This is a genomic window from Mycolicibacterium obuense, from assembly GCF_055397605.1.
On sequence record NZ_AP043663.1, the window covers coordinates 2,849,909 to 2,874,949 of the forward strand.

Consider the following 25,041-nt stretch of genomic DNA (forward strand, 5'->3'; position numbering starts at 1 on the left):
ATAAGCATTGCATCGCAATACCTACGAATGAAGGAGCTAGGATGGCCCGTGAGTCTGTGGCCTTACGAGACGCTAAGCGCAGCGGCGATAGGAGACGGGTTCGACAGAATTTTCGGTTCATGGCAACCCTCTCAAACCGGTTCCGGAGATTTCCTCGACGAGCAGACGGTCGAGCTTATGCAGACGTTAACTTTAGACGTGCGGGCGCAATTACGTGTCCCGGTATGGATTTAGAATGGCGGTCCTGCCGGAGCTGCACCGCGTTGCTTTGATTTATATCGTTAGGCATAAAATGCTGTCGGTTCGGGCCCATAACAGGCAGCTGTTTTACTGCCCTGGCGGACAAATGGAGGCCAACGAATCACGACTGGATGCTCTAATTCGAGAAGTTCGGGAAGAACTAAGTGTTCGACTCGACCGAACTGCAATCAGATGGTTCGGCACGGTGCAGGCACAGGCAGATGCGCGACCGCGCGGCCAGACGGTAGTGATGCACTGTTACGGCTACGGGGGATTGATGGACCCCATCGCGTCAAACGAGATCGCCGAGATCAAGTGGGTCCGCCGTGACGCGTATCCGGGACTACTAGCGGACGCAAGCGCATTGGCTTTCGACCTTGGACTGCGTGTAGCTGGTTCAGAATGAGTGTTCCATGACAAACGCCAACAGGAATCGCATAATTCGAGGCGATGTGGTGATGGGCTCGCAGAATGTATTCGAGCCGGGTGTCGTTGTGTACGGGCCAGCAATAATTGGTAGCAACAATTATTTTGGCGCTAATGCGGTCGTGGGCGCACCGCCTCGTCAAAGAAGCAAAACGGTCGTGACGACCGCAGAGCTGATAATCGGAGACGGGAACTACTTTGGGGAGTCGTCGCGAATCCACGGACCAGTGCGTGGTAGAACCGAGCTCGGCTCGCACCTATCCATAGGGGCTGGCACTCATGTAGGGCACGACTGTCAGCTGGGTTCGAACATCACCATTTCGGTTAACTGCAGTATTGGTGGCTATTCGACCCTGTTGAACTACTGCAACCTGGGAATGTCGGTAAGCGTCCACCCCCGCACTGTTGTGGGACCGTGGGCGCATGCCGGCATGGGTTCAGTTGTCACCACCAACGTGGGCGTCGGCTCCGTTGTTGTCGGGACACCAGCCAGGCATCTGCGCTGGAATTATGAGGCTTTCAGAAGAAGTGAACTGTCATGGGACGAGTGTAAGGAGCTCCAGATGTTTCTGGAGCATGACCTTGAACCCGCTAGCTCCCGGTTAATTGAGCTGATAGAACGCTACCGAACCGCATTGGATACGACCGTTCGCAATCCTGTAATACGGACGTGGGATGGATTATTTGCTACCTACACCGTATGACCCTCGCGCCTCCTTGAGAAGGCGCTTGCGTTGCTATCTCACGTGTAAAAGGCATCAGGACCGTGTTGAAGAGCTCGACGGCGAGCCCGTGGCTCTTTCGGAAATCATAGCTTTCTCTCGCGTGGGCGATCCTTTGTGCGGACACCTTCGCGCTGTCGCATTCGGTCTTCACGGGTTCGCTGACCTTTTCATTCGCGAACCCAGGTTATGTTGCTCCCGCAACGGCCGTCGCCTGCTAGCGATGTCGCTGTTCACGGGTCACGATCACCGTGACGTGGAATCGCTGCGTCGCAGTCCTGCTGAGCTGCCAGTAGATCACCTGCGGAAGATTGTCGTAAGGCCGAGGCGGAGCGAACATCGCGATTGGAACAACTGCCGTGTTGGAAGTCACATCCTTAATGACAAACGTGCGTTCAACACCATCGTTTGCGAAGCAGGATTGGCGGCTCCAAGACAAATCTCGATCCCCAGTCGTCGTCTTAGTATCTGGGCTGAGTCGGATGGTCTGATAGTAATCGACGATCCAGACGTTCCCCCGGGACAGTGGATCCTCAAAGGAATTCACGGGATGCAGGGCGAACAGATCTGGCTCGCCAAGTCATTGGGTTTTAGAACGTTCGGGCGTCTTTACGCTGGCCTCCGCACTGTGAAACCGTTGCCGTCCGACCTCGCCGAGGCGTTGAGACTTGGTGATGTTGTTGTGGAGGAGCGACTGCTTCCTAGCGAGATGTTTGCGTGTTCTGGGGACACCGCCCTACCGACAGTTCGGATAGTGACCATTGCGCACGAGACAACAACGGTTATAGCCCGCGTACTGTTCAGGGGCTCACGTGGCTCCATTGTATCGAACTGGCGCCGAGGAGGATTCGCTTACGAAATCCGACCAGACGGCACGTGCGGGATTGGTTACGATCATGCGGGAGCCGTGAACGGTTTCAGCCCTGTGATGTTAGGTCAAGATCTGCTAAATGAGATTGAACGACTGTGCATTAAAGCTCACGACTGCTTCCCATGCGTAGGCTCCGTCGGTTGGGACGTAGGTCTCTCTTCGTTAGGTCCAAAGCTAATTGAGGGCAACGCGAACTGGGGTATGGGAGTTCCACAGTTCTTCCCGGGCCTACCGCTGCTACGAACATTTCAGAAGTGCAATCCGCGTGAGCGCTGGAACTAGAACTTCCAGCTCGGCGAGACCCCGGAGATCGCCGTGGTAGTCCTCCTTGACCGCGGTGGCGATCTGGGTGAGGCGGGTCGCCGAGCTCTCGTCGTAGCGGGCGTATCCGGCCCGGCCGAAGGCGGCGATGACGGTCCGGCGTTTCGCCGCTACAACGGCATCGGGGGTGCGCAGCTTCTCGCTGAAGAGCTCTGTGGCCGCCTTCGTCGCGATGGTCGCATCGATGGGCTTGCTCGCCAGCATGCACAGCACCAGGAGCTCGAACAGCGGCATGGGTTTGTCGGCGAGCGTGATGCCGGCCTGCTCGGCGAACGTCTGTCCGGTTTCGGAAAGAAGGCGACGCACGGTGTCCTTGTTGCGGTCGTTCTCGCTCATGGCCGTCGGCTACCCGCGGCGCGCCGGGCAGAACCTCTACTTCGACGGCAGGCTGGTCGCGTAGTCGACGCCGCGGCGCACCCAGCCGCGCAGCGCCGCCTCATCCGTCACCCCGTCGGCGCTCACGCGCACCCAGCCGCGGGTGGGCCTGCCGGCCATGATCATCGGCTCGACATGGTCGTCGGCGAGCAACTCGTCGGTGTGCTCCGGCGGTACTCGGACCATCAGGCCGCCCTTGCCGCTCACGCAGACCGCCATGTTGCCGTTGAGCAGGAACGCCAAGCCGCCGAACATCGGCTTCTCGTCGAGGCCGCGCTCGGCGCTGATGTGCTCCCGCACCCGCTCGGCGAGGTCGGTGTCGTAGGCCATGGGTCCATTCTCCCGGCGGCCAGACTTCGTGGGGCCCACGCGGTCAGAACTCCGGCGTCCACCCGAGCGCCGGCCCGAGCTTTTCGGCGAGGTCGGTGATGATCTGGGCGTAGTCCTCGGCCTCGAACGTGAACGGCAACGCGAAGGCGACCTCGTCGGCGCGCTGGAACCCGGCATGGTCGAAGAGCTGGTCGGCCAGTTCGTCAGAGGTGCCGACGTAGTCGGGGGAGAACAGCATGCCGCGAACTCCCTGCGGTGCCGTGGTGCGTTCGTAGCGGCTGGCGGCGAACTCGCGGTAGCGGCGAATCTGGTCCTCGGTGGCCGAGTCCGTGGGGATGACGACGAGACCCTGTGACACTCGAGCCTGCTCGGGGTGGGGGTGAGCTGCCCGGAAGGCGTCGATCTGCTCGGCCTGGATGGTGGCGAAATCCCGTGACGCGGAGCCTTCGACGGTGACGACCGAGCTCGTCAGATAGTTGATCCCCTGTTGCCCAGCCCAGATGGCCGATGCCAGCCCGCCGCCGTACCACACCCGCTCGGCCAAGCCGGGCGAGTGCGGCTGGATGTGGTCGGTGTACTGCTCGATGCCCACCGTGCCGGAGAAGTCGCTGACGGGCTCGCCGCGCAGACACCGCAGCAGGCGCAGCACGCGGTCTTTCGAAAAGTCCTGCAGGTCAGCTGATTCCGGGTAGAGGGCGGTCTTGTAGTGGTCGTACATCATCGGTGTGCCGACCGACACCCCGGGATTGATGCGCCCGCCCGAGAGGATGTCGACGGTGGCGAGGTCCTCGGCGAGCCGGAACGGGTTCTCCAAGCCCAGCGGGATGACCGCCGTGCCGATCTCGATGCGGCTGGTGCGCTGCGAGGCGGCCGCCATGATCGCCACGGGCGAGGAGATGCCGGGCTGCAGATGCCTGTCACGCAGCCAGACGCTGTCGAAGCCTAGGGCCTCGCCCCGTTCGATCACCGTCAGGGTTTCCTCGATGCCCGGTCCCGGGTTGTCGACGTCGAACCGTCCGATGGTCAGGAATCCCAGCTTGCGCAGCGGCACACCGCGTACGGGCACGGCTACTCCTTCCGACGAACAGACACAAACTCGCACGGATTCATGTGATTCCGTGCGAGTTCGCGTCTGCTCGCGCTTATCGGTTGTCAGGCCGCCGCGGTCACCGAGTCGACCGCCGGCTCCAGCGCCAGCGCGACGATCTCGGCCACGTCGGTCATCGGTCGGACGTCCAGCGCGTCGAGCACCTCGGCCGGCACGTCGTCCAGATCGGGCTCGTTGCGCTGCGGGATGAACACCGTCGAGAGCCCGGCCCGCTGCGCGGCCAGCAGCTTCTGCTTGACCCCGCCGATCGGCAGCACCCGCCCGTTCAGCGTCACCTCACCGGTCATGCCGACATCGGAACGCACATTGCGTCCGGTCGCCATCGACACCAGCGCGGTCACCATCGTGACGCCCGCGGACGGGCCGTCCTTGGGCACTGCGCCCGCGGGCACGTGCACGTGGATCCGGCGGTCCAGCGCCGCCGGGTCGACGCCCAGTTCGGCGGCGTGGGCCCGGACGTAGGACAGCGCGATCTGCGCCGATTCCTTCATCACGTCGCCCAGCTGACCGGTCAGCGCCAACCCCGACTCGCCGTCGGTGGAGCCTGCCTCGATGTAGAGGACGTCGCCACCGAGACCCGTCACGGCCAGCCCGGTCGCGACACCCGGCACCGCGGTGCGCTCGGCCGATTCCGGCGTGAAGCGCGGGCGGCCAAGGTAGGCAACGAGATCCGGCTCGTCGATGACGATCGGCGACGGGTCGGCCGCGAGCTTCGTGGTCGCCTTGCGCATCGCCTTGGCCAGCAGACGCTCGAACTGACGCACGCCCGGCTCGCGGGTGTAATCGGCGGCGATCTTGTGCAGCGCCTCGTCGGTCACCGTCACCTCGTCGACGGTCAGCGCGGCACGCTCGGCCTGCCGGGGCAGCAGGTAGTTCCGGGCGATGGCCACCTTGTCGTCGGCGGTGTAGCCGTCGATCTGCACCAGCTCCATGCGGTCCAGCAGCGCCTGCGGGATGTTCTCGATCACGTTGGCCGTCGCCAGGAACACGACGTCGGACAGGTCCAGATCCAGGTCCAGGTAGTGGTCCCGGAACGTGTGGTTCTGTGCGGGGTCGAGCACCTCGAGCAGTGCCGCCGACGGGTCACCGCGGTAGTCCGAACCGACCTTGTCGATTTCGTCCAGCAGCACAACGGGATTCATCGATCCCGCCTCGCCGATCGCACGCACGATGCGGCCGGGCAGCGCGCCGACATAGGTGCGGCGGTGTCCGCGGATCTCGGCCTCGTCCCGCACGCCGCCCAACGCGACGCGCACGAACGTGCGGCCCAGCGCCCGCGCGACGGACTCGCCCAGAGACGTCTTGCCGACGCCGGGAGGGCCCGCAAGCACCATCACCGCACCGGAGCCGCGCCCGCCGACGACGGCCATGCCGCGCTGGGCGCGACGGGCCCGGACGGCCAGGTACTCCACGATGCGGTCCTTGACGTCGTCGAGACCGTGGTGGTCGGCGTCCAGAATGCCGCGTGCCGCAGCAAGATCCGTCGAATCCTCGGTCGCGACGTTCCACGGCAGGTCCAGCACGGTGTCGAGCCAGGTCCGGATCCAGCCGCCCTCGGGGCTCTGATCGCTGGAGCGTTCCAGCTTGCCGACCTCGCGCAGCGCGGCCTCCCGCACCTTCTCGGGCAAATCGGCCGCTTCGACGCGGGCTCGGTAGTCATCGGAGCCTTCGGGCTCGCCCTCGCCGAGTTCCTTGCGGATCGCGGCCAGTTGCTGACGCAGCAGGAATTCCTTCTGCTGCTTGTCCATTCCGGCCCGCACGTCTTCGGCGATCTTGTCGTTGACCTCGGTCTCGGCCAGGTGGTCGCTCGTCCAGCCGATCAGCAGCCGCAGCCGGGCGGCCACGTCCTCGGTCTCGAGCAGCTCGCGCTTCTCCACGTCCGACAGGTAGGACGCGTATCCGGCCGTGTCGGCCAGCGCCGACGGGTCGGTGATCTTGTTGACCACGTCGACGATCTGCCACGCCTCGCGGCGCTGCAGCATCGCGAGCAGCAGCTTCTTGTATTCGGCGGCCAGCGCGCGGGTCTCGTCGGTGATCTCCGGGTCGGCGACTTCGTCGACGGTGACCCACAGCGCGGTGCCGGGGCCGGTGGCGCCGGTACCGATGTGGGCGCGCTTCTCACCGCGCACCACCGCGGCGGCACCGCCGCCGGGCACACGACCGACCTGCACGATCGACGCGAGCACGCCGTAGGTGGGGTAGCGGTCGTCGAGCCGGGGCGCGATCAGCAGCTTGCCGGTCTGACTGGCTTGGGCTGCGTCGACGGCGGACCGGGCAGCGTCGTCGAGTTCGATCGGCACCACCATTCCGGGCAGCACGATCGGCTCGCTGACGAATAAGACCGGGACTTGCAAGGCTTCAGCCATCAATCCTCCAAAGTTGAACCTGATGCGCTCAACCCTGGGGTGAGGGACTTTGTTCCCGGCCTACGCGTGGAACACCTGAAATCAGGCGTCCGGGTTGCGTTCCTGCCAGAGCTGGTAGACGCCGATGGCGTCAGGGTGGGGCTGGTGCTGCATCGGCAGGCGCCGGTCCTGCCACGATTTGCCGAACTCGTCGTAGAACGTCGCGAGCTCGAAGTACTTGCGGTTGTCCTGGTAGTACGTCGCGTACTCGTCGCGCTGGGTGAGGAACACGACTGAGTCGGGGGAGCAGTAGTACAGCGACCCCAGACACATCGGACACGGGTGGGCGAGCACGTAGATGGTGGTGCCGGTGAGGTGCTCGGACCCCACGGCCGTGCAGGCGGCCCGGATCGCCAGGATCTCAGCGTGGGCGGTGGGATCGTTGGTCTGCGCCACCAGGTTCGGACTCTCCGCTAGTACCTGCCCGTCACGTGCGATCACGGTGGCGAAAGGTCTGCCTCCCTCCATGACGTTCTGGCGGGCGATGTCGACGGTGCGCTGCGCGAAATCCATGAGGTGACTGATAGCCGGTTGCGGCGCGGAATAGTCCTGAGCCTTCGCGGGTCGTACTCCTCATGGGCAATGCGAGCGATCCGATCACCGGCCAGGTCGTCGCCATCACCGGGGCCAGCAGCGGCATCGGCGAGGCGACGGCGCGCCTGTTGTCCGCCCGGGGGGCGCACGTGGTGTTGGCGGCCCGCCGCACCGACCGGTTGACGACGCTGGTCGACGAATTACCGCACGACGCGGTCGCCGTCCCCGCTGACGTCACCGTGCCCGAGGACGTGACGCGGATCGTCGACACTGCGGTCGAGCGCTTCGGTCGGCTCGACGTGCTGGTGAACAACGCCGGAATCGCGACAATCGGGGAGATGGCCGACGGCGACGTGGCCGGCTGGGACGCGATGATCGACGTCAACGTGCGCGGGGTGCTGTACGGGATTGCCGCCGCGCTGCCGGTGTTCCGCCGTCAGGGGCGCGGCCACATCGTCACCACGGTGTCGACCGCCGGCCTCAAGATCGTGCCCACCATGGGCGTGTACGCGGCGACCAAGAACGCGGTGCGCACCGTGATGGAGGCGCTACGTCAGGAGTCGACGGACGGCGTCGTGCGGACCACGTCGATCTCGCCGGGCTTCGTGAACACCGAGTTGGACGGCTCGATCGACGATTCCGACCTGGCCGCCCGGATCCGGGCCCAGATGGACGAGTTCGGTCTGCCGCCGGATGCGGTGGCCCGAGCCATCGCGTTCGCGATCGAACAGCCGCACGACGTGGAGATCGGGGACCTGACGATCCGGCCGACACGGCAGAACTGACACCGCGTGGGGGAGAGGGTGATCCCCCGGGCCGACCACCCGTCGGGGCGATGCGGGGACGTGCGCGCCGCGGCTAGAACCTAGCCCTATGCCCCCTTGGCGGTTACGCGACTTCCACGACGACGACCTCGATCAGGCTATCTCGGTCTGGGACCAGAGCCGAGAGCCCGGCGAGGCCCCGCCGGCATTTCCGGTGTCCGAGGTGGTCGCCGCCGCACGGTCCGGACAGCCCGCCGTGGTGGCCGTGGTGGGTGAACAGCTGGTCGGCATGGCGGTGGCGCACGTCGCCGCGGACCGCGCCTGGATCTCGATGGTCGCGCTGTCGAACCGCTGGCGGCACCGCGGGATCGGCAGCGCGCTGCTGGCCGAGCTGGAGCTGCGGCTGCGGGGCCTCGGCGCCCGGCGCATCAGCGTGCTGCTTCCCGAGGACGCCACCGGGGCCGCCGCGCTGCGCAATTCGGGGTACACCGAGCGGGCCGACCTGCGGTACTTCGAGAAGATCGATCACGTCGGCGCGTCGGATACGGGGTTGCTCTCCGCGCTGGGCGGCCAGCTGATCAACCCCGGCCGATGGCAGGAGATGGCCGGTATGGACGTCGAGAAGCAGATGATCGAGCGGCGCATCGTCGCGCCGCTGGCGCGACCCGATCTCGCTGCCCGATACGGTGTGTCGCCGCCCAAGGCGGTGATCCTGTTCGGCCCGCCGGGAACGGGCAAGACCAGCTTCGCGAAAGCGGTTGCCGGACGGCTCGGTTGGCCGTTCGTGGAAATTTTTCCGTCCCGCCTCGCGGCGCCCGGGGTGGCCATGCCCGCCGCGCTGCGCGACGTGTTCGCCGATCTGACCGATCTGGACGCCGCCGTCGTGTTCATCGACGAGGTGGAAGAGATCGCGGGCTCACGCTCCGGAGTGCCGTCAGACCCGTCACACGGCGTCACCAACGAGCTGTTGAAGCTGATCCCGGCGTTCCGTCAGAACGACGAGCGGCTGCTCATCTGTGCGACCAACTCCGTCAGCTCGTTGGATTCGGCGTTCCTGCGGCCCGGACGGTTCGACTACATCATTCCCGTGGGACCGCCCGATGAGGCGGCGCGCAAAGCGATCTGGACCCGCTATCTGGCCGGCAACGCCGACACGGTCGAGGTCGACAAGCTCGTCGAGGCATCAGACATGTTCACCCCGGCAGACATCGAGTTCGCAGCGCGTAAAGGCGCGCTGTCGGCGTTCGAGCGAGAGGTGGAGTCACGGCGGGGCGAACCAGCCTGCACCGACGATTACCTCGCGGCGATCGCCGATACACGGCCCACGCTGACGCAGGCGATGCTCGACGAGTTCACGACCGACATCGAGCAGCAGACCCGGTTGTAGCCGCGCTCGAGCGGCTTCAGGCAGCTTCAGCCGAATTGCCGCCCTCAGGCGGCGGCGTCCTTGCCGCTGACGCACGAGCTGCAGTCCGACGTGCCGAAGTCGGTGTCGATGTCGACCGAACCGCAAGCGGGGCAGATGAAGGGGATCACGGCTGTCTCCAGAGGGGTTATCGACATCGGCGCGACCGTCGCATCCGACCACGCCCGAGATACCCCCCGGTGGTAGCGGATCAAACGCGACGGAGCCAGCCGACCGCCGTTGGTCACATCCCTGTCACCTTTACCTGCCCCGCACACGGCAGAGAGCCTGCCGCTCGGGGGAAACGGCAGGCTCTCTGAGTGTGGGGGCTATGCGGAAGCTTGCGCTCCGAGCACCCGCTGGATGTCCGGCTTCATCTGCAGAAGCTGCTGACCCCAGTAACCCCAGGCGTGCGTGCCCTGGGCGGGGAAGTTGAACACCCCGTTGGTGCCGCCGGCCGCGATGTACTTGTCGCGGAAGCTGATGTTGGTCCGCAAGGTGAAGCCCTCGAGGAACTGCGCCGCCATCAGGTTCTGTCCGGCCGTACCCGAGTCGAGGTCCGACGGGGTACCGGTGCCGCAGTAGACCCAGACCCGGGTGTTGTTGGCCACAAGCTGATTGATGTTGACCATCGGGTCGTTGCGCTTCCACGCCGGGTCCGAAGACGGTCCCCACATGCTCTCGGCATTGAAGCCGCCCGCGTCGTTCATCGCCAGCCCGATCAGCATCGGCCACCAGCCCTCGGACGGGTTCAGGAACCCGGAAAGGCTTGCCGCGTAGATGAACTGCTGCGGATGGTAGATCGCCAGGGTCATCGACGCGCTACCGGCCATCGACAGACCGACGACCGCGTTACCTGTGCGCGAGACGCCGCGGTTGGCTTCCAGCCACGCGGGCAGTTCCTGGGTCAGGAACGTCTCCCACTTGTAGGTGTAGTCCTGGCCGTTCCCGCGCGACGGCTGGTACCAGTCGCTGTAGAAGCTGGACTGGCCGCCGACCGGCATGATCGTCGACAGGCCCGACTGGTAGTACCACTCGAACGCCGGGGTGTTGATGTCCCAGCCGTTGTAGTCGTCCTGGGCGCGCAGTCCGTCGAGCAGGTAGACGGCGTGCGGGCCGCCACCTTGGAACTGCACGCGGATGTTGCGATTCATGGACGGGGAGAACACGTCCAGATACTCGACCGGGAGGCCCGGCCGGGAGAACGCGTTGGCAGTCGCCGATCCCCCAACGAAGCCGATCAGCCCGGGCAGCGTGGTGACGGCCAGGGCGACGGCCGCCATCCGGCGTGCCCACCGACCTCGAAACTTCTCTCTCAACTTCATAACGGCAACCAACCCACCTTTCATTACAAGTCCACATGTCGCGCAAACGTGCCGTCGTGTGCATCCGCCATGGAACACGGTGGGCGTTCTCGAACCGCTGTCCGACACAGACATTCGTGGTCGCGGTTGGCTAACGATTACGACTCGGCGCAGTGACCAACGCCGCGGGCCTGCCACACTCGAGACCTGACCATGACCACTCCTGAATCCGACACGTTCGACCTGGCGCGCTTCACCGACGCTCAGGCCGCGGTCTATGACACGGTGCTCGCCGAACTGCGCGCGGGCCGCAAGCGCACACACTGGATCTGGTTCGTCTTCCCGCAGATGCGGGGTCTCGGGCACAGCGCGACGGCGTACCGGTTCGGACTGACCTCGCTCGAGGAAGCCGCGGCCTACCTCGACCATCCGGTGCTCGGGCCGCGTCTGCACGAGTGTGTCGCAGCGCTGCTGGCCCACCGCGGCCGCGCAGCCCGCGACATCCTGGGATATCCAGACGATCTGAAGGTGCGGTCGTCGATGACGCTGTTCGCCCGCGCCGGTGGCGGGTCGGTGTTCACTGAGGTGCTGGACGCCTTCTACGGCGGCGAGGAGGATGCGGCGACGCTGGAGCTGTTGCGCTGAGATCAGCGCGGGGTTGAGTCAGCGCGGCGCGAGGACGAGCCAGCCGTGGGGAGGCACCACAATCTCGGTGACCGTCTCCGCCGGCGGCGCGCCCGACCCGGCGACCACCTCGGCAGCACCGAACCCGTGCTCCTGCAACGACACTGGTAACGGTTCGTCGGCGACGTTGAGGGCGACCAGCAGCGTGTCCTCACCGGCTCGGGAGGCGTAGACGTAGCCGGTGTTGGTGACCTGCAGCGGTGCGGTACGCGCGGTGTGCAGCCACGGGTGACGGCGGCGCAACCCGATCAGATGCTGGTGGGCGCGCAGCACCTGGTGGCCGTGCTCGCCCACTCCGTCCAGCGGAGAACCGAATTCGGGCCGCACCGCGTTGTCGCCGCCGAAACGCTCCTCTTTGACCCCTCGGTAGGCGACCTCGTCGCCGGCGTAGATGCTCGGAGTGCCGCCGGTGGTCATCAGGATCACCAGCGCGTGATCGACGTGATCGGGGTTGTCCAGCTGGCTTGCGATGCGGGTCACGTCGTGGTTGCCGATGAACGTCATGGGCACGAAGGTGTCCAGAAAGTCGTTGTGCCGCTTGAGCGCCCAGTCCAGTTCGTGAAGATTCGCGTCGTTGAGGCTGCTCCAGATCGCCTTCCACAGCTCGTACTGGGTCACCGAGTCGAAGCCGGACTCGGTCACGCGCGCCACGTAGTCGCCGTGGATGACCTCGCCGACGAACCACGCGTCCGGGAACTGCTCGCGCACCCGCGGCAGTACCTGCGCCCAGAAGCGATCGGGCATCGCATACGCCGCGTCCAGGCGCCAGCCGTCGGCGCCGCGGCCGAGCCAGTGGCACATCACGTCGACGACGTAGTCGACCACTTCCGGGTTGCGATGATCGAGCGCGATCAGTCCGCCGTGACCCTCGAACGTGGCGAACTCCCCACGCCGGACCCTGAACCACGACGTGTCACCGCCGGCGACAGCGTCGCGGTAGCGGGGAAAGTCGGTGCCGACGTGGTTGAACACCCCGTCGAGCAGGACGCGCAACCCTCGCGCGTGGGCCTCGGTGATCAGGTGGTCGAGGTCGCCGTCGTCACCGAGCCGCCCGTCGATGCGGTAGTGATCGGTGGTGTCGTAGCCGTGGGTCTGCGAGGCGAAGACCGGCCCCAGCGCGATGCCGGAGGTCCCGAGATCACGGGCGTAGTCGAGCCAGTCCACGATCCGCCGGAGCCGATGCTCAGCCGGTCCTGGGGGCGGGTCGGCTGGATGTGCGCCGACAAAGCCCAGGGGGTAGAGGTGCCACCAGATGGCGTGGGTGACCCAATCCGGCTCGCTCATCGACGAAAAGCCCTCTCGTACAACGCTTTCATGGTTTCAGCCAGGTCGAGCGCCGGACCGTCGACGGGCACGCCCGGCGCGACCGCACTGATCGGCAGAGCGGCAACAGGGGGCGCCGGCGCGTCCCATGCCTGCAGCCAGCCCGTCAGTTGCGCCGACGACGCCGCGTAGACGATGCGGCCCAGCCCGACCCAGGCGTGGGCGGCCGCGCACATCGGGCAGTGCTCACCGCTGGTGTAGACGGTCGCCGCGGCACGCTCCTCGGGGCTGAGATGCTCGACGGCCCACAGTGCGATCGCCAGCTCCGGATGCCGGGTGGCGTCCCCGCCGGCAACGTGGTTGTGGTCTTCGAAACGCACCGCACCGTCGGCATCGAGCAACAGCGAGCCGAAGGGTTCGTCGCCCGCCTCGAGCGCCTGCCGGGCGAGGTCCACGCAGCGGCGCAGATACTCGACGTCCGCCGCGCTGAGAGACACAGGCGAAGTCTACGCATCCATGCGGCAGGCACACGACGCGCGGATCGGCACGTCGGCGCGGGCGCCGGCCAGCTCCAGCTGCCGAGCGATGATGACCGCTTCGGCCTCACGGCCCAGCCGCGTCAGGCATTCGTGGTAACCGTGCAGGCTCCACACGTTGCCCGGGTGCTGGCAGGACCGGGCCAGCGTCGGGTCGAGGCCGAGATCGGCGGCGTAGACGCCCGCGGCTTCCTCCACGCGGCCCTGCTCGAGCAGCAGGGCACCGTAGGCGTGCCGGGTGGGCTGCATCCAGCCCCACGGTTCGTCGTAGGGGAGGGCGTCGTCGAGCGCGATCGCCCGGCGCAGATGCGCGAACGCGTCCTCGAAGTCACCTGCGCGGTAGGCGATCTCACCGTCCAGCATTGCCGCGGCGACCGCCAGGATGTCCCGGCTGGTGTTGTTGAACAGGTACCGGCTCTCCGGGATCCGCGCGTGGGCCCGGGTGAAGGCCTCCCGCTCGGCGTGCGCCTCGGCGAGCCGCCCAGTCGCCGCGTAGGCGACGCCGCGGCCGTAGTGGATCGTCGCGGTGGTGGTGCAGTAGAGCTCGGGGTCATCGGGCAACGGCGTGGCGATCAGATCGTCCCACCGGCCGAAGCGGATCAGCACGTGCACCCGCAGGGGCACGAACGCTTCCAGCCAGTCCGCCATCGGTGGTGACGGAATGCGCAGCAGCTCCGGGGTCAGTTGGGCCGAGAGCTCGTCGGCGGCCCCCAGCGCCGTGGCGTAGTTGGCCTCGAACATCGCCGAGTAGACCACGAAGTGCAGATTGTGGGCGCGGTAGAGCGAATAGAAATTGAGCGGGCCCGAGCGTTCGACGAAGCGCCGATCCACCTGCACCGCAGCGGTATTGGCGACGACGGAGTCGTGGTAGTTCCCGCACAGCACGTCGATGTGGCTGGGCATGTGCTGCAGGTGGCCCGCATCGGGCACCAGGCCGCGCAGCAGGTCGGCGGCGGGCAGCGCCTTCTCGGGCGTCGTGGACATCTCCATCGCGTGGAGGTAGAGGTGCAGGATGCCGGGGTGGGCGCGGCCGGCCGCAGTCGTGAGTGCCGCGTCGAGGATCTGCATGGCTTCGACGACGCGCGAGCCCGGCGCCGGCTCACCGGTGCGGCTGTCCCACAGCGCCCATGCGGTGATGTTGACCAGCGCGTCGGCGGTCAGCGCTGCGACGTCGACGTCCGCGGGATGAGCCTGCGCCAGGGCGGTCATCGCGTCGGCGTAGGCGGCGTGGCCGGCCTGCAGCGCGGCGGTCTCGTCGGGATCGTCGGTCGGGAACCGTGCCAGCAGCGCGTCGATGAGCCCACGTTCGACCGCGTCGGCGCGCCCGCGCGCGGCCTGGGCGAGTTCGGCCCGCGCCCGCGTCACGGAGGCGGTGAGGTCGACAGGGTCGAACGCCTCCCACGCCTTGTTGTAGTTGGGCCCGACGGCATAGGCGATGCCCCATCGAGCCAACGCGAAATCGGGGTCGAGGGCCAGCGCTCGCTCGAAGCACGCGATCGCCTCGTCGTGGTTGAAGGCATAGGCCCACACCATGCCCCGGTCGAACCAGACCTGTGCGTCGGCCGACGGTGTGTCCGTCGGCCGACGGTAGGAGCCGAGGTCGTAGTAGGGCTCGATCGGCGATGCGCTCACACCCGGCACGATAATTCAGAACCGTTCGATGAGGTGTGCAGAGGCCGGACCCGGCGGTTACGGTGACGCGCATGATCCGTTGCGTACGACTGTGGACCGGCGCCGACGACACCTCTCACGTCCAGATCGGGCGCCTGGACATGCAGCCGGGTCGCAACGACGACCTGGTCTCGTCGAGCGTCACCGCGGCGTCGGTGACGGTGGAGGAGACGGCGACGGGCGGCACGCTGGCGTGGCACACCGCGCCGGTCCGCCAACTCGTCGTCACCCTCGCGGGCACGCTGCTGTTCACCACGCGCGACGGTGAGTCCTTCCGCCTCTCACCCGGCGACGTGTTGCTCGCCGAGGACACCACGGGGTCCGGTCACCAGTGGCGCCTCGAGGGCGACGATCCGTGGCGGCGGATGTACGTCGTGTTGGGGCAGGACGCGGCGGTGCCGTTCGTGGCCGACTGACGTCAGTGGCCCGCGACCCTCAGTGTCCCGCGACGATGTCGGCTTCGTCGACCACGACGGGCTCCTTCGCCCCCGGCAGCAGTGAGTACGCCAGGCAGACCACCCCGAAGAGCGCATAGCCCAGTGCCACTTGCGGATTCGCCGCCCAGGCCACCTGCGGTGCGTGAATGAGGCCGATGAAGGACAGCACGGCGCCCACCGCCGAGGCGATCGCAGCGTAGACGAACTTCTTCTCCAGGATGAACGTGACCATCGTGCCCAGGATCAACCCGACCAGCACCGCGCCCTCACCCAACGTCAGCAGCCCGTCGTAGACCACGCCGGCATTGCCCAGCGCCTCCAGTCCGACCTTCGACGCCGAGGTGCCCGCCGCGTTGAGCGCATTGTCGATCAGGCCGCTGGCCCACTGCGCCAGGTTGGGCAGGATCGCGGCCACCACCGCGATCGCGTGCAGCCGCGGCACCGCCTGGAACGCCTGGGCGCCGATCAGCAGTCCGATGTAGAGCAGGATCGGCACGATCGCCGGAACAGGGAGTAGCGCGTCGAGAACCCCGAAAAGGCCGAGAAAGCAGAGTATTCCGATGACGATGCCGCTGGCCAGCGAGTAGCCCGCCCGGCCGCCGGCGTCCTTCCAACCCGGGTGCCCGATGTACACCGCGGGCGGGAACGGAGATCCGAACGCCGACCCGACGACCGCGCCCGCGCCGTCGGCGAGCAGCACGCTACGCAGGTTGTAGTTGTCGCCGGCGGCAGCGGCGCTTTCCACATTGCTCATCGCCTCGGTGAAGTTGTAGACGCCCAGCGGGATCGCGGTCCCGAGCAACGGCGCGAGGTTCGACAGACCCGAGAACAGCATGTCCACGCGGAGATCCGGCACGCCGATCGCGATGTCGGAGACGGCCTGACCGACGTCGGGGGCGGACATGTAGCCGCCGAGCCAGCCGATCGCGGTACCGACGAGCAGCGCCGCCAGCCCCACCGGGACGCCGAACGGCAGCCGCACATCGGTGAAGAAGCCGATCAGGATGATCGCCAGCACCGGCAGCCCGATCCACGCCGCTTCCCACATCTGCGCCGCGGGCCGCATCGAGATGAACGTGATCGAGATGCCCGCCAGGGTGCCGAGCATCGCCGCCCGCGGGGTGAGCCGGCGGATGTGCGGTCCGACGAACGCCCCGATCATCACGATCACACCGATCATGAACGCCCACGCCAGCCCGGCCGACCAGGCCCGCATCGCGTCGTCGGTGTTCAGGTACACCGGCAGCATCACCACGAAGACAACGATGAACATGTGCGGCACGCTGGGCCCGTAGGGCAGCGCGGTGACATCGGATCTGTTCTCTCGCTTGGCCAGTCGGCGGGCGAGGAAGGTGTAGTACAGGTTGCCGAGGATCAGCGCGACGCCGAGTGCGGGCAATACGGTGCCCAGCACGTCACCGGCAGGGATCTTGACCACGCCGATCATCAGGCCGGTCAAGGTCAGGACGTTGACCAGGATGTTGAAGCCCAGGCCGAAGAACGCGTTCAGATCGCCGCGGGTCCACCAGGCCACAGACGCCGGCTTCTCGGTGGGGGCGGGAGTGGTGACGTCGGTACTCACAAGGTCTCCTCAGGCGGCCGTGGTGGTCAGTTGTTGCAGTGCGGGGATGACGGCTGCGGTGTCGGCGACCCAGCCGAAGATGCCGCCCTGCGCGGCGATCATCTGCAGACCGACGCGGTGGAAGTCATCGAAATACGAACCGACGCAATCGGATACCACGAGGCACTCATAACCGCGGTCGTTCGCCTCACGGGTCGTGGTGTGCACGCAGACTTCGGTGGTGACACCGGTGATCAGCAACTGGGTGATGCCGGCGTCGGTCAGCACCTCGGACAGGTCGGTTCCGTAGAACGCACCCTTGCCGGGCTTGTCGATCACCACCTCACCGTCGATCGGTGCCAGCTCGTCGACGATGTCGTGCCCGTACTCGCCGCGGATCAGGATGCGACCGAAGGCGCCGGGATCGCCGATGCGCTGGGTCGGCGCGCCGCGGCGGAGCTTCGCGGGTGGGCAGTCCGACAGGTCGGGCCGGTGGCCTTCGCGGGTGTGGATCACCATCAGACCGGCAGAGCGCGCTGCTGCCAGCAGCGCCGCCAGCGGCGGGACGACCGTGGCAAGGCGGGCGACGTCGTTGCCGAGGCTCTCGCCGAAACCGCCCGGCAGCAGGAAGTCTCGCTGCATGTCGATGACGACCAGCGCGGTCTTGCCGGCGATGAGAGGGAACGGCGACGGCTCCGCCGCAATCGGGATCGGGTTCACAGCAGCTCCTCGGTGGGGATCGGGGCGGGGGAGGGATGGCGGACGGGTCGCGATTCGTCGAGGAGCTGCGCGGCGAGGTGCAGCACGGTGTCGTCACTGAGCGCGGCACCGAGAAGCATGGCGCTGCAGGGCCTTCCGTCTTCGGTGAGACCGATCGGGATCGCCGCACCGCACAGATCGAGCAGATTGCCGAAGTGGGTGTAATGGCCGAGCGCCGTGTTCGTGCGGATCGGGTCCGCCTGGACCTCGTCGACGGTGAACGTGGTACCGATCGTGGGTAGCACGAGGACGTCTAGGCCTTGCCACAGTCGGTTCACGTGCGCTTTGAGTTCCTGCAGGCGCTGTAGTGCGGCGAACGCGTCGACTGCCGTGTAGCGGTGTCCGCTGGCGAAGATCTCGCGCACCACGGGGTGGATCGATTCGGGATGCTCGGCGAGGAAGTCGCCGAACTCGACGAGGCGTTCGGCCACCCAGGGTCCCTGGTAGAGCAGGGATCCTGCCGCCAGGAAGGGTTCGAGGGGGACGTCGACGATCGTGTGCTGACGGGCGAGCTGCTCCCGGAAGGCCAGGTGGGCCGTGCGCATCGCGGTGTCGCCGAAGAATTCGAGTTCCTCAACGGGCGGCAGCCCGACGCGCACGGGGGAATTCTTGACGCGGGGACCCCGGTCACGCGACCAGGGGTCGCCGTCGTCGCGGGCGATCATGATGTCGAGCACGCGGTCGGCGTCGTCGATGCAGCCGGCCATGACGGTGAGGCAGTCGAGAGACTTGCACGCCGGTACCAGTCCGACGGTGCTGATCAGCCCGCGCGACGGTTTGACGCCGACGACGCCGTTGAGCGCGGCGGGCACCCGACCGGACCCGGCGGTATCGGTGGCGACGGCAAAGGGCACCTGACCGAGAGCCACCGCCAATGCCGAGCCGGAGCTGGAGCCGCCCGAGATGATGCCGCGGCCGTACACGCTGCGGGGGATGGTGTGCGGCGTCCGCGTGCCGTTGAGGCCTGTGGCGAACTGGTCGAGGTTGGTTTTGCCCACGTACAGCGCCCCTGCGTCGAGGAGGCGTTGCACCGCGGGTGCTGTCGCGTCGGCGACGTAGGCGAAATCAGGGCACGACAGCGTGGTCGGCACTCCGGCGACGTCGATGCTGTCCTTCACGCCGAAGGGCACGCCGTAGAGCGGTAGCGTCCGGGCACCGGGCCGGCGTTCGATGGCTTCGGCAGCAGCGATCAGCTCATCGCGGGGGACGGTCGACAGCCAGGTGCCGTCGTCCCCGCGGGCCTCGATCGCGTCGGCGACGCGGGCTGCGGTCTTGACGGGCGATCCGGTTCCGCCGGCATGGGAGGCCAGGATCTCGGCCACGGACGGCCCGATCGACGGCCCACGGTGTTCTTCCATGTCTGTCGATTGTCGACAGAATCATGGCGACCGCGGGTCGGGAATGTGTCGTTTGTGTAAGCGCTCAGGAATCTGCCGGCGGGGCGGCACCCGTGTCGAGCCCCAGATAGTCGAGATGGCCGTGCTCGCGCAGCGCCGCCACCACGATGTCGGCCCGATTGGACTCCAGCGCTTCGAGGATCGCGCGGTGCCGCTGCCTGCCGTCCGCAGCGTCGCGCTGGTGCGCCTCTTCGCGCAGGTTCTTCGCCATCGGCAGCTGCAGTTTGAGCAGGATCGGCGCGAGCGCGATGTCCAGTTGGCGGTTGTCGGCCAACGTGACCACGGCCGCGTGGAAGTCCCGGTGCGCGTCGTCGCGGTCGAGTGCGTCCTCGGCGTTGTCCATTCGGTCCAGCGCAGCGCGGATCGGCTCGAGCTGACGGTCTGGATCGCTCAGGGGGAGCGCGGTTTCGATGGCGTGCCGCTCGAGGACGTGCCGCAGCTCGAACAGCTGCAGGATGTCGCTGGGCGACCACTCGCTCACCCGCGAGCCGCGCCGCGGGAGATGTTCGACCAGCCCCTGCTGGGCGAGTAGGCGCAGGGCCTCGCGCAAGGGCGCCCGGCTGATGCCGAGATCGGCGCACAGCTGTTCCTCGACGATCTTCTGGCCCGGCGCGAGCTGTCCGGACAGGATCGCATCGCGCAGCCGGTGGCCGGCCACTTCGACGAGTGTCGCGGGCAGCACCGGCCGCGACGGAACTCCGTTGGGCGCTGCCATGGCACACAATGGTAGGAACAATTGGCGGCGCGTGCAGCGACAGCCCCTGCACCACGACGAAATGCATTGTCCGACAGCACTTATGGATCGTGGTCATCTTCGGGTACGAGGTGGCGTTCGGGGTGGTGGTAGCCGTTCACGCGGCGTCGGCCGGTATCGAGGTCGGGTGGGGGTAGCCATTCGGTCTGGCCGCGGTCGTTGACTGTGGTGGTCCAGCCGGTCTGTTCGATCATGCGATTGTCGGGCCCACAGGCGAGGGTGAGGTTGGTGATGTCGGTGGCCCCGCCGGTTTTCCAGTCGTCGACGTGGTGGACCTGGGTCCAGTAGCCGGGCACCGTACAGCCGGGCCGAGTGCAGCCCCGCGCGGAGGAATGCAGCATGATTCTTTGTGCCGCCGACGCCAGCCGTCTCGTCCGGCCCAGATACAGCGGCTGACTGGTGTGGCGGTCGAACACCGCCAGATAGTGATGGGCATGGGTGGCCATCCGGATCAGATCGGCCATCGGCAAGAGGCTGCCGCCGCCGGTGACCGCCACCCCCGCATCCTTCTCCAACTCCTGCAGAGTTGTGGAGACGATCACGGTGACCGGTAATCCGTTGTGCGAGCCCAGGTCCCCGGAGCTCAGAGCCATCCGGCCGACGGCCAGCCACGCGTCGTGGTTGCGCTGGGCCGCACCACGGGTATCGCGACGCTGCTGTTCTAGGTCGGGTTCGGCGTCGACGCAGGGTGTCTCGTCGTCGGGGTTGCACATCCCCGGCGCCGCGAGCTTGGCCTGGATGGCTTCGTAAGTAGCGCGCGCTTCCGGGGTGATCCAGCCAGACAGGCGGCTCATCCCGTCAGCCTGCTGCTCACCCAGTCTGATCCCGCGCTTGCGGGCGCGATCGGCATCGGTGGGCTGGGGACCGTCTTGGTCGATCATCGCCGCCAACCGATCCGCCGATTTCTTGAGATCCTCCGGTGTCAGACCGGCACCGAGCGAGGCCAACTGGCGATCCGCGGCAGCGCGGGTGTCGACATCGACCCACATGGGCAGGTCCTTGTGGAACGTCGCGATCACCGCGACATGCTCGCCGTCCAGGGTGCCGGCGGCCTGCGCAGCGGCGGTCGCCTCCCAGACCGGCGCCAGCGGTTCCCCGGTCAGAGATTGCCGCGGACCCAGGTGCGCGGCATCAGCAAGTCGGCGCTTAGCGTCACGCTCCGACACGCGCAGCGCTGTCGTCAGCACCTTTTTCCACGACGCTTCTCCGAGCCGGCGCGGCTCCGTCTCCGTCGTGAGCCGCGCCAGGATCTGATGCTCCAGCGCCGGCACCGACCGCACCACCGTGGTCACCTCGGAAAGCAGCGAGACCAACTCCGGGTGGGTCAGCGTGTCGCAGGCGTCGTGCAGGATCGCGAGCTGAGCCCGCAACCCCTCCACCGCACCCGCGACCGCATCCACACATCGAACACTAGTTCGAGGGTCCGACAAACTGGCCCCGCCGCGTGACTAGAGGAACGCACGGTACGAACGAGGTCAAAGATTCTCCTGGGCAGGCTATTTCACCGCATGCGCTCGCCGAGACCTACGCCTCGGCCAGGCTCGGCCAGCTTCACGTCGGCCTCGAGCCCGTGGACCGTCCGGAGACAACAGGATTCGCCGATCGCTCCGATCCGCCGACGGGTCACGGTCGCAAGAACCACTTCTGCAGCCAGCGCTCCAGCGATGCCCCGTCGCCTGGCCCGCCGGCCGCGGCGAGATAACCGTCCGGCCGGACCAGCAGCCAGCCCGACGAAACGCCCCCACCGCCCACGCTCACGATCCCCTCCCAGTCCCGCGCGACGTCGACCACCGCGCCAGCGTCAGGACCGGCGAACAGCGTCAAGGCGCCGAGGTCGAGCGCGTCGTAGCGACCGTCGGTATCCGGCACGCGGTCACCCGCCCGCATCGCACCGAGATCGCCCGCTCCCAGCGCAAGCTCGCCGCCTCGGTAGCCGGCCGACAGCTGCCCGAACATCGACGCCGCCGCGTTCTGGACAGCGTCACGCGCCAGCGCCCGCGGCGCCATCCGGACACGCAGCGCATGCACCAGGGGATTGGTCGAGTTGAACACCCGAGTGCCGATCTCGGTGAAGCGCAACACCTTTCGGACCACCGGAAGACGCTCGGAGGAGTAGGTGTCGAGGAGATCGGGTCGCGCACGTCCGTCGAGCACCATCGCGAGTTTCCAACCGAGGTTGATCATGTCCTGGATGCCGAGGTTCATCCCCTGCCCGCCCGCCGGGCTGTGCACATGCGCAGCGTCACCGCCGAACAGCACCCTGCCCGAGCGCAGATTCGGCACCGCGCGGCTGTTGATCCGGAACTGCGAACTCCAGTTCAGCCCGTGCAGCCGCGCCGGCACCTCGACCGTGCGATCGAAGAGCTCCTGCATCTCGGCGACCGTCGGCGCGGTCCCGTGCGCCGCCAGTACGCCGGTGGGGTCGGTCGCCATCATGCGAAAGCGTCCGTGGCCCATGGGGAAAACAGCGACGAAACCGCTGCGCGCCAGGAAGATCGACACCTGATTTTCAGGCAGTGAGCCATCGATGTGCAGGTCGGCCAGCACGTAGTCGTGCGGCAAAGTGCGCCCCGGGAAGGGCACCCCCAGCGCTTTGCGGATCGAGCTGTGCGGCCCGTCGGCCGCGACCAGATACTGCGCCTCGATGCACTCGTCCTCACCTGCGGCGGAACGCACAGTCGCCGAGACAGACCGGGAGTCATCGCGTACCGACACGACGTCGACTCCGCGTTCCACCTTCACACCCTGGCGCCCGAGCTGTTCGGTCAGGAGGCGTTCGGTCTCCGACTGGGCGAGCATCAGGATGCCGTTGAACGCACTGGGCATTCGGCTCAGTTCGACGCGCGCCAGATCATGCCCATCGGCGTGCAGCGCCGCTGCGCGCACCGTGTTGCCGAGGGGCAGCATCTCCTCTCCGACGCCGCGGACCCGGAGCAACTCGAGTGTGCGTGCCTGCACAGCCAGGGCACGGGACTCCGGCGACGGATGTGACGCCCGGTCGACGATGCGGACGCCGACCCCGAGGCGCGACAGTTCGAGCGCCGCCGCCAGACCGGTGGGCCCGGCGCCGACGACGAGGACGGGAATGCGTGTCGGAGCGGTCATCGGAACTCCTCAGATAAGTCAACAACTGATGACTTTGACTGTAGGCCGATCCGGCACGATGTCAACAGATGATGACTTATTCGGTCGAGGACCTCGCCGCAGGCCACGGCGTATCGGCGACCAGACACAGCGCGCGGGTGATCGCGGCGATCTCGGACACCAGCACCCGAGCCGATCCCTCGACCGACTCGTGCCCCGGGACCGAGCGGCGCACCCGCTCGGCGGCGGCCGTCAGTTCCTCGGTGTCGACGCTCCACGGACCGGTGACCGTCACCGGTTCACCACACACCACCTCGACGAACTCATCGACCGCGCGCACGAACGGCCGGTGCGGTTGCGGGAACGCATCGACGGGCAGATTGTCCTCGAGCGTCGCGCACGAACTGGTGATCGAGTTCAATACCGCGCGATAGCACCGCAACCACCGACGCTGCTCGGCCGAGACCAGCCGGGCCGCGCCGGAGGCGGCCTCGAACGCCGCCCGAGCCCGAAACGTGCGCTCCCACGCTGCGGCGCGGACCTCTGTCGCACTGTCGATCTCGTGTAGGTAGACCTTCACGACCGTCGCGGCGTAGTCGATCTCGGTCTCGAGGAGTTCACCCGCCCGCTGCGCGAGCCGGGTCAGCGGGTCGTCAGGCATCAGCACATGAACCAGCACGGCCAGCGCTCCGCCGACCGACGTCGCGATCAGCACGTCGCGCGGGTCGACGAGGACCGCTGCGTGATCGATCCCGAGGATGAACGCGGTCGTGGCCGCGACGGCAGCGGCCATCGCCAGGTAGCCGTACCGCGTTGCCACATGGGCGACGACCACGGCGGCACCGGCGAGCACGGCGAACACCGCCGGCGCGGCGTGCGCCACGACGGCGACGCACGAGACCAGCAGCGCACCCGCGGCGACGCCCGCAGTGCGGCCCACACAGCGGGTGTAGGTGTGCGCGGTCTCGGGGCGCAGCACCATCAGCACCGTCAGCGCGATCCAGACCCCGTCGCCCACTGCCAACACGCGCCCCAGCACGCACGCCAGGACCACGGCGACACCGAGGCGAGCGGCGTGGCGCAGCACAGGGGAGTGCCGGTCGATCCTGTCGCGCAGGTCGGCGGACGCCCACTGGACCCGCGTCCGCAGATCCGCCGGCGTGGCGTGGAGTCGGTCGTTCGGTCGCCTCGTGGCAGCGAGGTGCAGATAGGTGGACAGTCGTTGCGCGGCGGCCTGTGCGTCATCACCGGCCGCGGCGACGGCGGCGTCCAGCCGGTGCAGCGCGGCATCGACCGCAGCGCGCGCCGACCGGTCCGGATCGGCCAACGCAGTCAGGGTTGCTGCGGTCGCATGCAGCACATCGGCTGCGCCGCCGCTCGCCCCGAGGTCGGCCAGCGAGGCGCCGATGCGCCCGGGCACCACATACCAGTTGCGGTAGCCGGCGGATCGGCGCGTCGGGTGGGCCGTGTCGGCGGTGAACGCAGCGCGCAGGGCGATCATCGGCTCGGTACTGCCCACCGACTCCTCGGCACGGGCAGCCAGCCGCGTCGCGTCGTCGGCGAGCGAGCGGTACGCGGTGACGAGTGCCTCGCGCTGAATCCGCCAGCGGCGCGGCGGCCAGGCCGCCGTCACCGCGGCCTGCAGCGCACCCGCGCACACCGCCAACGCCGCGGTCCCGACAGTCGACGCCCAGGTCGGCGCCGTCGACGCGGTGGCGAGCAGGAGAGCTCCCGATGCGCCGGCGATCAGCCCGGCAGACGTGCCCCACACCCAGGCCAGCGCGGCGAGCGCGCACCAGGCACCGGCAGCGGCGACGACAAGCCAGAAGAAGGTCGACGTCGAGGTGCCCACCAGGATCGCCACGCCCATCACGACCGAGGTGAACAACACCCGCAGGGTTCGTCCGCGCGGATCCTGCTGCAGCGCCACGACTCCGGCGATCGCCGCTGTTCCAGCCACCGCGGTCGCGGAACCCGCCGGGCCCCACTGGATCGCACACAGCGCGGCCACCACGGTGACCACGACGCTCCGCAGCACCGGAGCCGCCTCCGGAAGGGCCGCGCGCACCGTCTCGCCCGTGATCATCTCC

The 25,041-nt window shown here is 67.4% G+C and carries 23 protein-coding genes and 1 pseudogene; 7 read left to right on the plus strand and 17 right to left on the minus strand.

What is annotated here, in order from left to right; genetic code table 11:
• The first annotated feature begins 235 nt into the window (after positions 1 to 235).
• From ACZ50N_RS13495 to ACZ50N_RS13505, 3 genes are all read left to right on the plus strand, one after another.
• On the plus strand, positions 236 to 646 hold the full coding sequence (locus ACZ50N_RS13495) for an NUDIX hydrolase (protein ID WP_464473047.1): 411 nt from the start codon (positions 236 to 238) through the stop codon (positions 644 to 646).
• Positions 647 to 698: 52 nt separating this feature from the next.
• Positions 699 to 1,370 (plus strand): hypothetical protein, encoded by a 672-nt coding sequence (locus tag ACZ50N_RS13500; protein ID WP_464475635.1) that lies wholly within the window; start codon positions 699 to 701, stop codon positions 1,368 to 1,370.
• Positions 1,371 to 1,611: 241 nt separating this feature from the next.
• Positions 1,612 to 2,541, plus strand: a complete 930-nt coding sequence (locus ACZ50N_RS13505) for a sugar-transfer associated ATP-grasp domain-containing protein (protein ID WP_464473048.1) — start codon at positions 1,612 to 1,614, stop codon at positions 2,539 to 2,541.
• A gap of 9 nt (positions 2,542 to 2,550) precedes the next feature.
• Here the strand turns inward: ACZ50N_RS13505 and ACZ50N_RS13510 are convergent.
• From ACZ50N_RS13510 to ACZ50N_RS13530, 5 genes and pseudogenes are all read right to left on the minus strand, one after another.
• Positions 2,551 to 2,916: pseudogene (locus tag ACZ50N_RS13510) on the minus strand (endonuclease); the annotation flags it as partial.
• A 36-nt stretch (positions 2,917 to 2,952) separates the two neighbouring features.
• Positions 2,953 to 3,285 (minus strand): TfoX/Sxy family protein, encoded by a 333-nt coding sequence (locus ACZ50N_RS13515; protein WP_073684098.1) that lies wholly within the window; start codon positions 3,283 to 3,285, stop codon positions 2,953 to 2,955.
• A 43-nt stretch (positions 3,286 to 3,328) separates the two neighbouring features.
• The gene (locus ACZ50N_RS13520; protein ID WP_464473049.1) at positions 3,329 to 4,351 is read right to left on the minus strand and encodes an LLM class flavin-dependent oxidoreductase; all 1,023 of its coding nucleotides are present in this window, start codon (positions 4,349 to 4,351) and stop codon (positions 3,329 to 3,331) included.
• A gap of 86 nt (positions 4,352 to 4,437) precedes the next feature.
• The gene (lon, locus tag ACZ50N_RS13525) at positions 4,438 to 6,759 is read right to left on the minus strand and encodes an endopeptidase La (protein ID WP_464473050.1); all 2,322 of its coding nucleotides are present in this window, start codon (positions 6,757 to 6,759) and stop codon (positions 4,438 to 4,440) included.
• 81 nt (positions 6,760 to 6,840) lie between these two features.
• Complete coding sequence (locus tag ACZ50N_RS13530; protein ID WP_464468016.1) at positions 6,841 to 7,311, minus strand: nucleoside deaminase; 471 nt, start codon at positions 7,309 to 7,311, stop codon at positions 6,841 to 6,843.
• Between the two features lie 62 nt (positions 7,312 to 7,373).
• Here ACZ50N_RS13530 and ACZ50N_RS13535 point away from each other — a divergent pair, with 62 nt between their 5' ends.
• Together ACZ50N_RS13535 and ACZ50N_RS13540 are read left to right on the plus strand one after the other, a co-directional pair.
• Positions 7,374 to 8,117, plus strand: coding sequence for an SDR family oxidoreductase (locus tag ACZ50N_RS13535; RefSeq protein WP_046363286.1), 744 nt, complete (start codon positions 7,374 to 7,376; stop codon positions 8,115 to 8,117).
• Positions 8,118 to 8,205: 88 nt separating this feature from the next.
• Positions 8,206 to 9,483: an ATP-binding protein gene (locus ACZ50N_RS13540; protein ID WP_046363287.1), complete on the plus strand. Its 1,278-nt coding sequence runs from the start codon at positions 8,206 to 8,208 to the stop codon at positions 9,481 to 9,483.
• A gap of 44 nt (positions 9,484 to 9,527) precedes the next feature.
• On the opposite strand, the gene ACZ50N_RS13545 is transcribed toward ACZ50N_RS13540, so the two are convergent.
• Together ACZ50N_RS13545 and ACZ50N_RS13550 are read right to left on the minus strand one after the other, a co-directional pair.
• On the minus strand, positions 9,528 to 9,659 hold the full coding sequence (locus ACZ50N_RS13545; protein ID WP_464473051.1) for a hypothetical protein: 132 nt from the start codon (positions 9,657 to 9,659) through the stop codon (positions 9,528 to 9,530).
• Positions 9,660 to 9,830: 171 nt separating this feature from the next.
• Complete coding sequence (locus tag ACZ50N_RS13550) at positions 9,831 to 10,826, minus strand: esterase family protein (protein WP_046363288.1); 996 nt, start codon at positions 10,824 to 10,826, stop codon at positions 9,831 to 9,833.
• Positions 10,827 to 11,018: 192 nt separating this feature from the next.
• On the opposite strand from ACZ50N_RS13550, the gene ACZ50N_RS13555 reads away from it, so the two are divergent.
• A complete protein-coding gene (locus ACZ50N_RS13555; protein WP_073684092.1) occupies positions 11,019 to 11,450 on the plus strand; it encodes a DUF1810 domain-containing protein in 432 nt (143 codons plus the stop codon).
• Positions 11,451 to 11,468: 18 nt separating this feature from the next.
• Here the strand turns inward: ACZ50N_RS13555 and ACZ50N_RS13560 are convergent, their stop codons facing one another.
• The 3 genes from ACZ50N_RS13560 to ACZ50N_RS13570 are packed head-to-tail and all read right to left on the minus strand — an operon-like array spanning position 11,469 to position 14,920.
• On the minus strand, positions 11,469 to 12,773 hold the full coding sequence (locus ACZ50N_RS13560) for an alpha-amylase family protein (RefSeq protein WP_464473052.1): 1,305 nt from the start codon (positions 12,771 to 12,773) through the stop codon (positions 11,469 to 11,471).
• A complete protein-coding gene (locus tag ACZ50N_RS13565; RefSeq protein WP_046363291.1) occupies positions 12,770 to 13,249 on the minus strand; it encodes a nucleoside deaminase in 480 nt (159 codons plus the stop codon). Before ACZ50N_RS13565 ends, ACZ50N_RS13560 begins: the two co-directional genes overlap by 4 nt.
• A 9-nt stretch (positions 13,250 to 13,258) precedes the next feature.
• Complete coding sequence (locus tag ACZ50N_RS13570; RefSeq protein WP_464473053.1) at positions 13,259 to 14,920, minus strand: tetratricopeptide repeat protein; 1,662 nt, start codon at positions 14,918 to 14,920, stop codon at positions 13,259 to 13,261.
• Between the two features lie 71 nt (positions 14,921 to 14,991).
• Here ACZ50N_RS13570 and ACZ50N_RS13575 point away from each other — a divergent pair, with 71 nt between their 5' ends.
• On the plus strand, positions 14,992 to 15,375 hold the full coding sequence (locus tag ACZ50N_RS13575) for a cupin domain-containing protein (protein ID WP_048422478.1): 384 nt from the start codon (positions 14,992 to 14,994) through the stop codon (positions 15,373 to 15,375).
• 19 nt (positions 15,376 to 15,394) lie between these two features.
• Here the strand turns inward: ACZ50N_RS13575 and ACZ50N_RS13580 are convergent, their stop codons facing one another.
• The 7 genes from ACZ50N_RS13580 to ACZ50N_RS13610 all read right to left on the minus strand — a co-directional run bounded on the left by ACZ50N_RS13580 (position 15,395) and on the right by ACZ50N_RS13610 (position 25,037).
• Entirely contained in the window at positions 15,395 to 16,978 is a 1,584-nt protein-coding gene (locus ACZ50N_RS13580) for a SulP family inorganic anion transporter (RefSeq protein ID WP_464473054.1), read from the minus strand.
• Positions 16,979 to 16,987: 9 nt separating this feature from the next.
• Positions 16,988 to 17,677, minus strand: coding sequence for a cysteine hydrolase family protein (locus ACZ50N_RS13585; protein WP_046363294.1), 690 nt, complete (start codon positions 17,675 to 17,677; stop codon positions 16,988 to 16,990).
• Positions 17,674 to 19,074, minus strand: a complete 1,401-nt coding sequence (locus ACZ50N_RS13590) for an allophanate hydrolase (protein ID WP_464473055.1) — start codon at positions 19,072 to 19,074, stop codon at positions 17,674 to 17,676. Before ACZ50N_RS13590 ends, ACZ50N_RS13585 begins: the two co-directional genes overlap by 4 nt.
• 64 nt (positions 19,075 to 19,138) lie before the next feature.
• Positions 19,139 to 19,828, minus strand: coding sequence for a GntR family transcriptional regulator (locus ACZ50N_RS13595; protein WP_464473056.1), 690 nt, complete (start codon positions 19,826 to 19,828; stop codon positions 19,139 to 19,141).
• A gap of 80 nt (positions 19,829 to 19,908) precedes the next feature.
• Positions 19,909 to 21,267, minus strand: a complete 1,359-nt coding sequence (locus ACZ50N_RS13600; protein WP_464473057.1) for an HNH endonuclease signature motif containing protein — start codon at positions 21,265 to 21,267, stop codon at positions 19,909 to 19,911.
• 223 nt (positions 21,268 to 21,490) lie between these two features.
• Positions 21,491 to 22,972, minus strand: a complete 1,482-nt coding sequence (locus tag ACZ50N_RS13605) for an FAD-dependent monooxygenase (RefSeq protein WP_464473058.1) — start codon at positions 22,970 to 22,972, stop codon at positions 21,491 to 21,493.
• A gap of 76 nt (positions 22,973 to 23,048) precedes the next feature.
• A complete protein-coding gene (locus ACZ50N_RS13610) occupies positions 23,049 to 25,037 on the minus strand; it encodes an FUSC family protein (protein ID WP_046363299.1) in 1,989 nt (662 codons plus the stop codon).
• Positions 25,038 to 25,041: the final 4 nt, after the last annotated feature.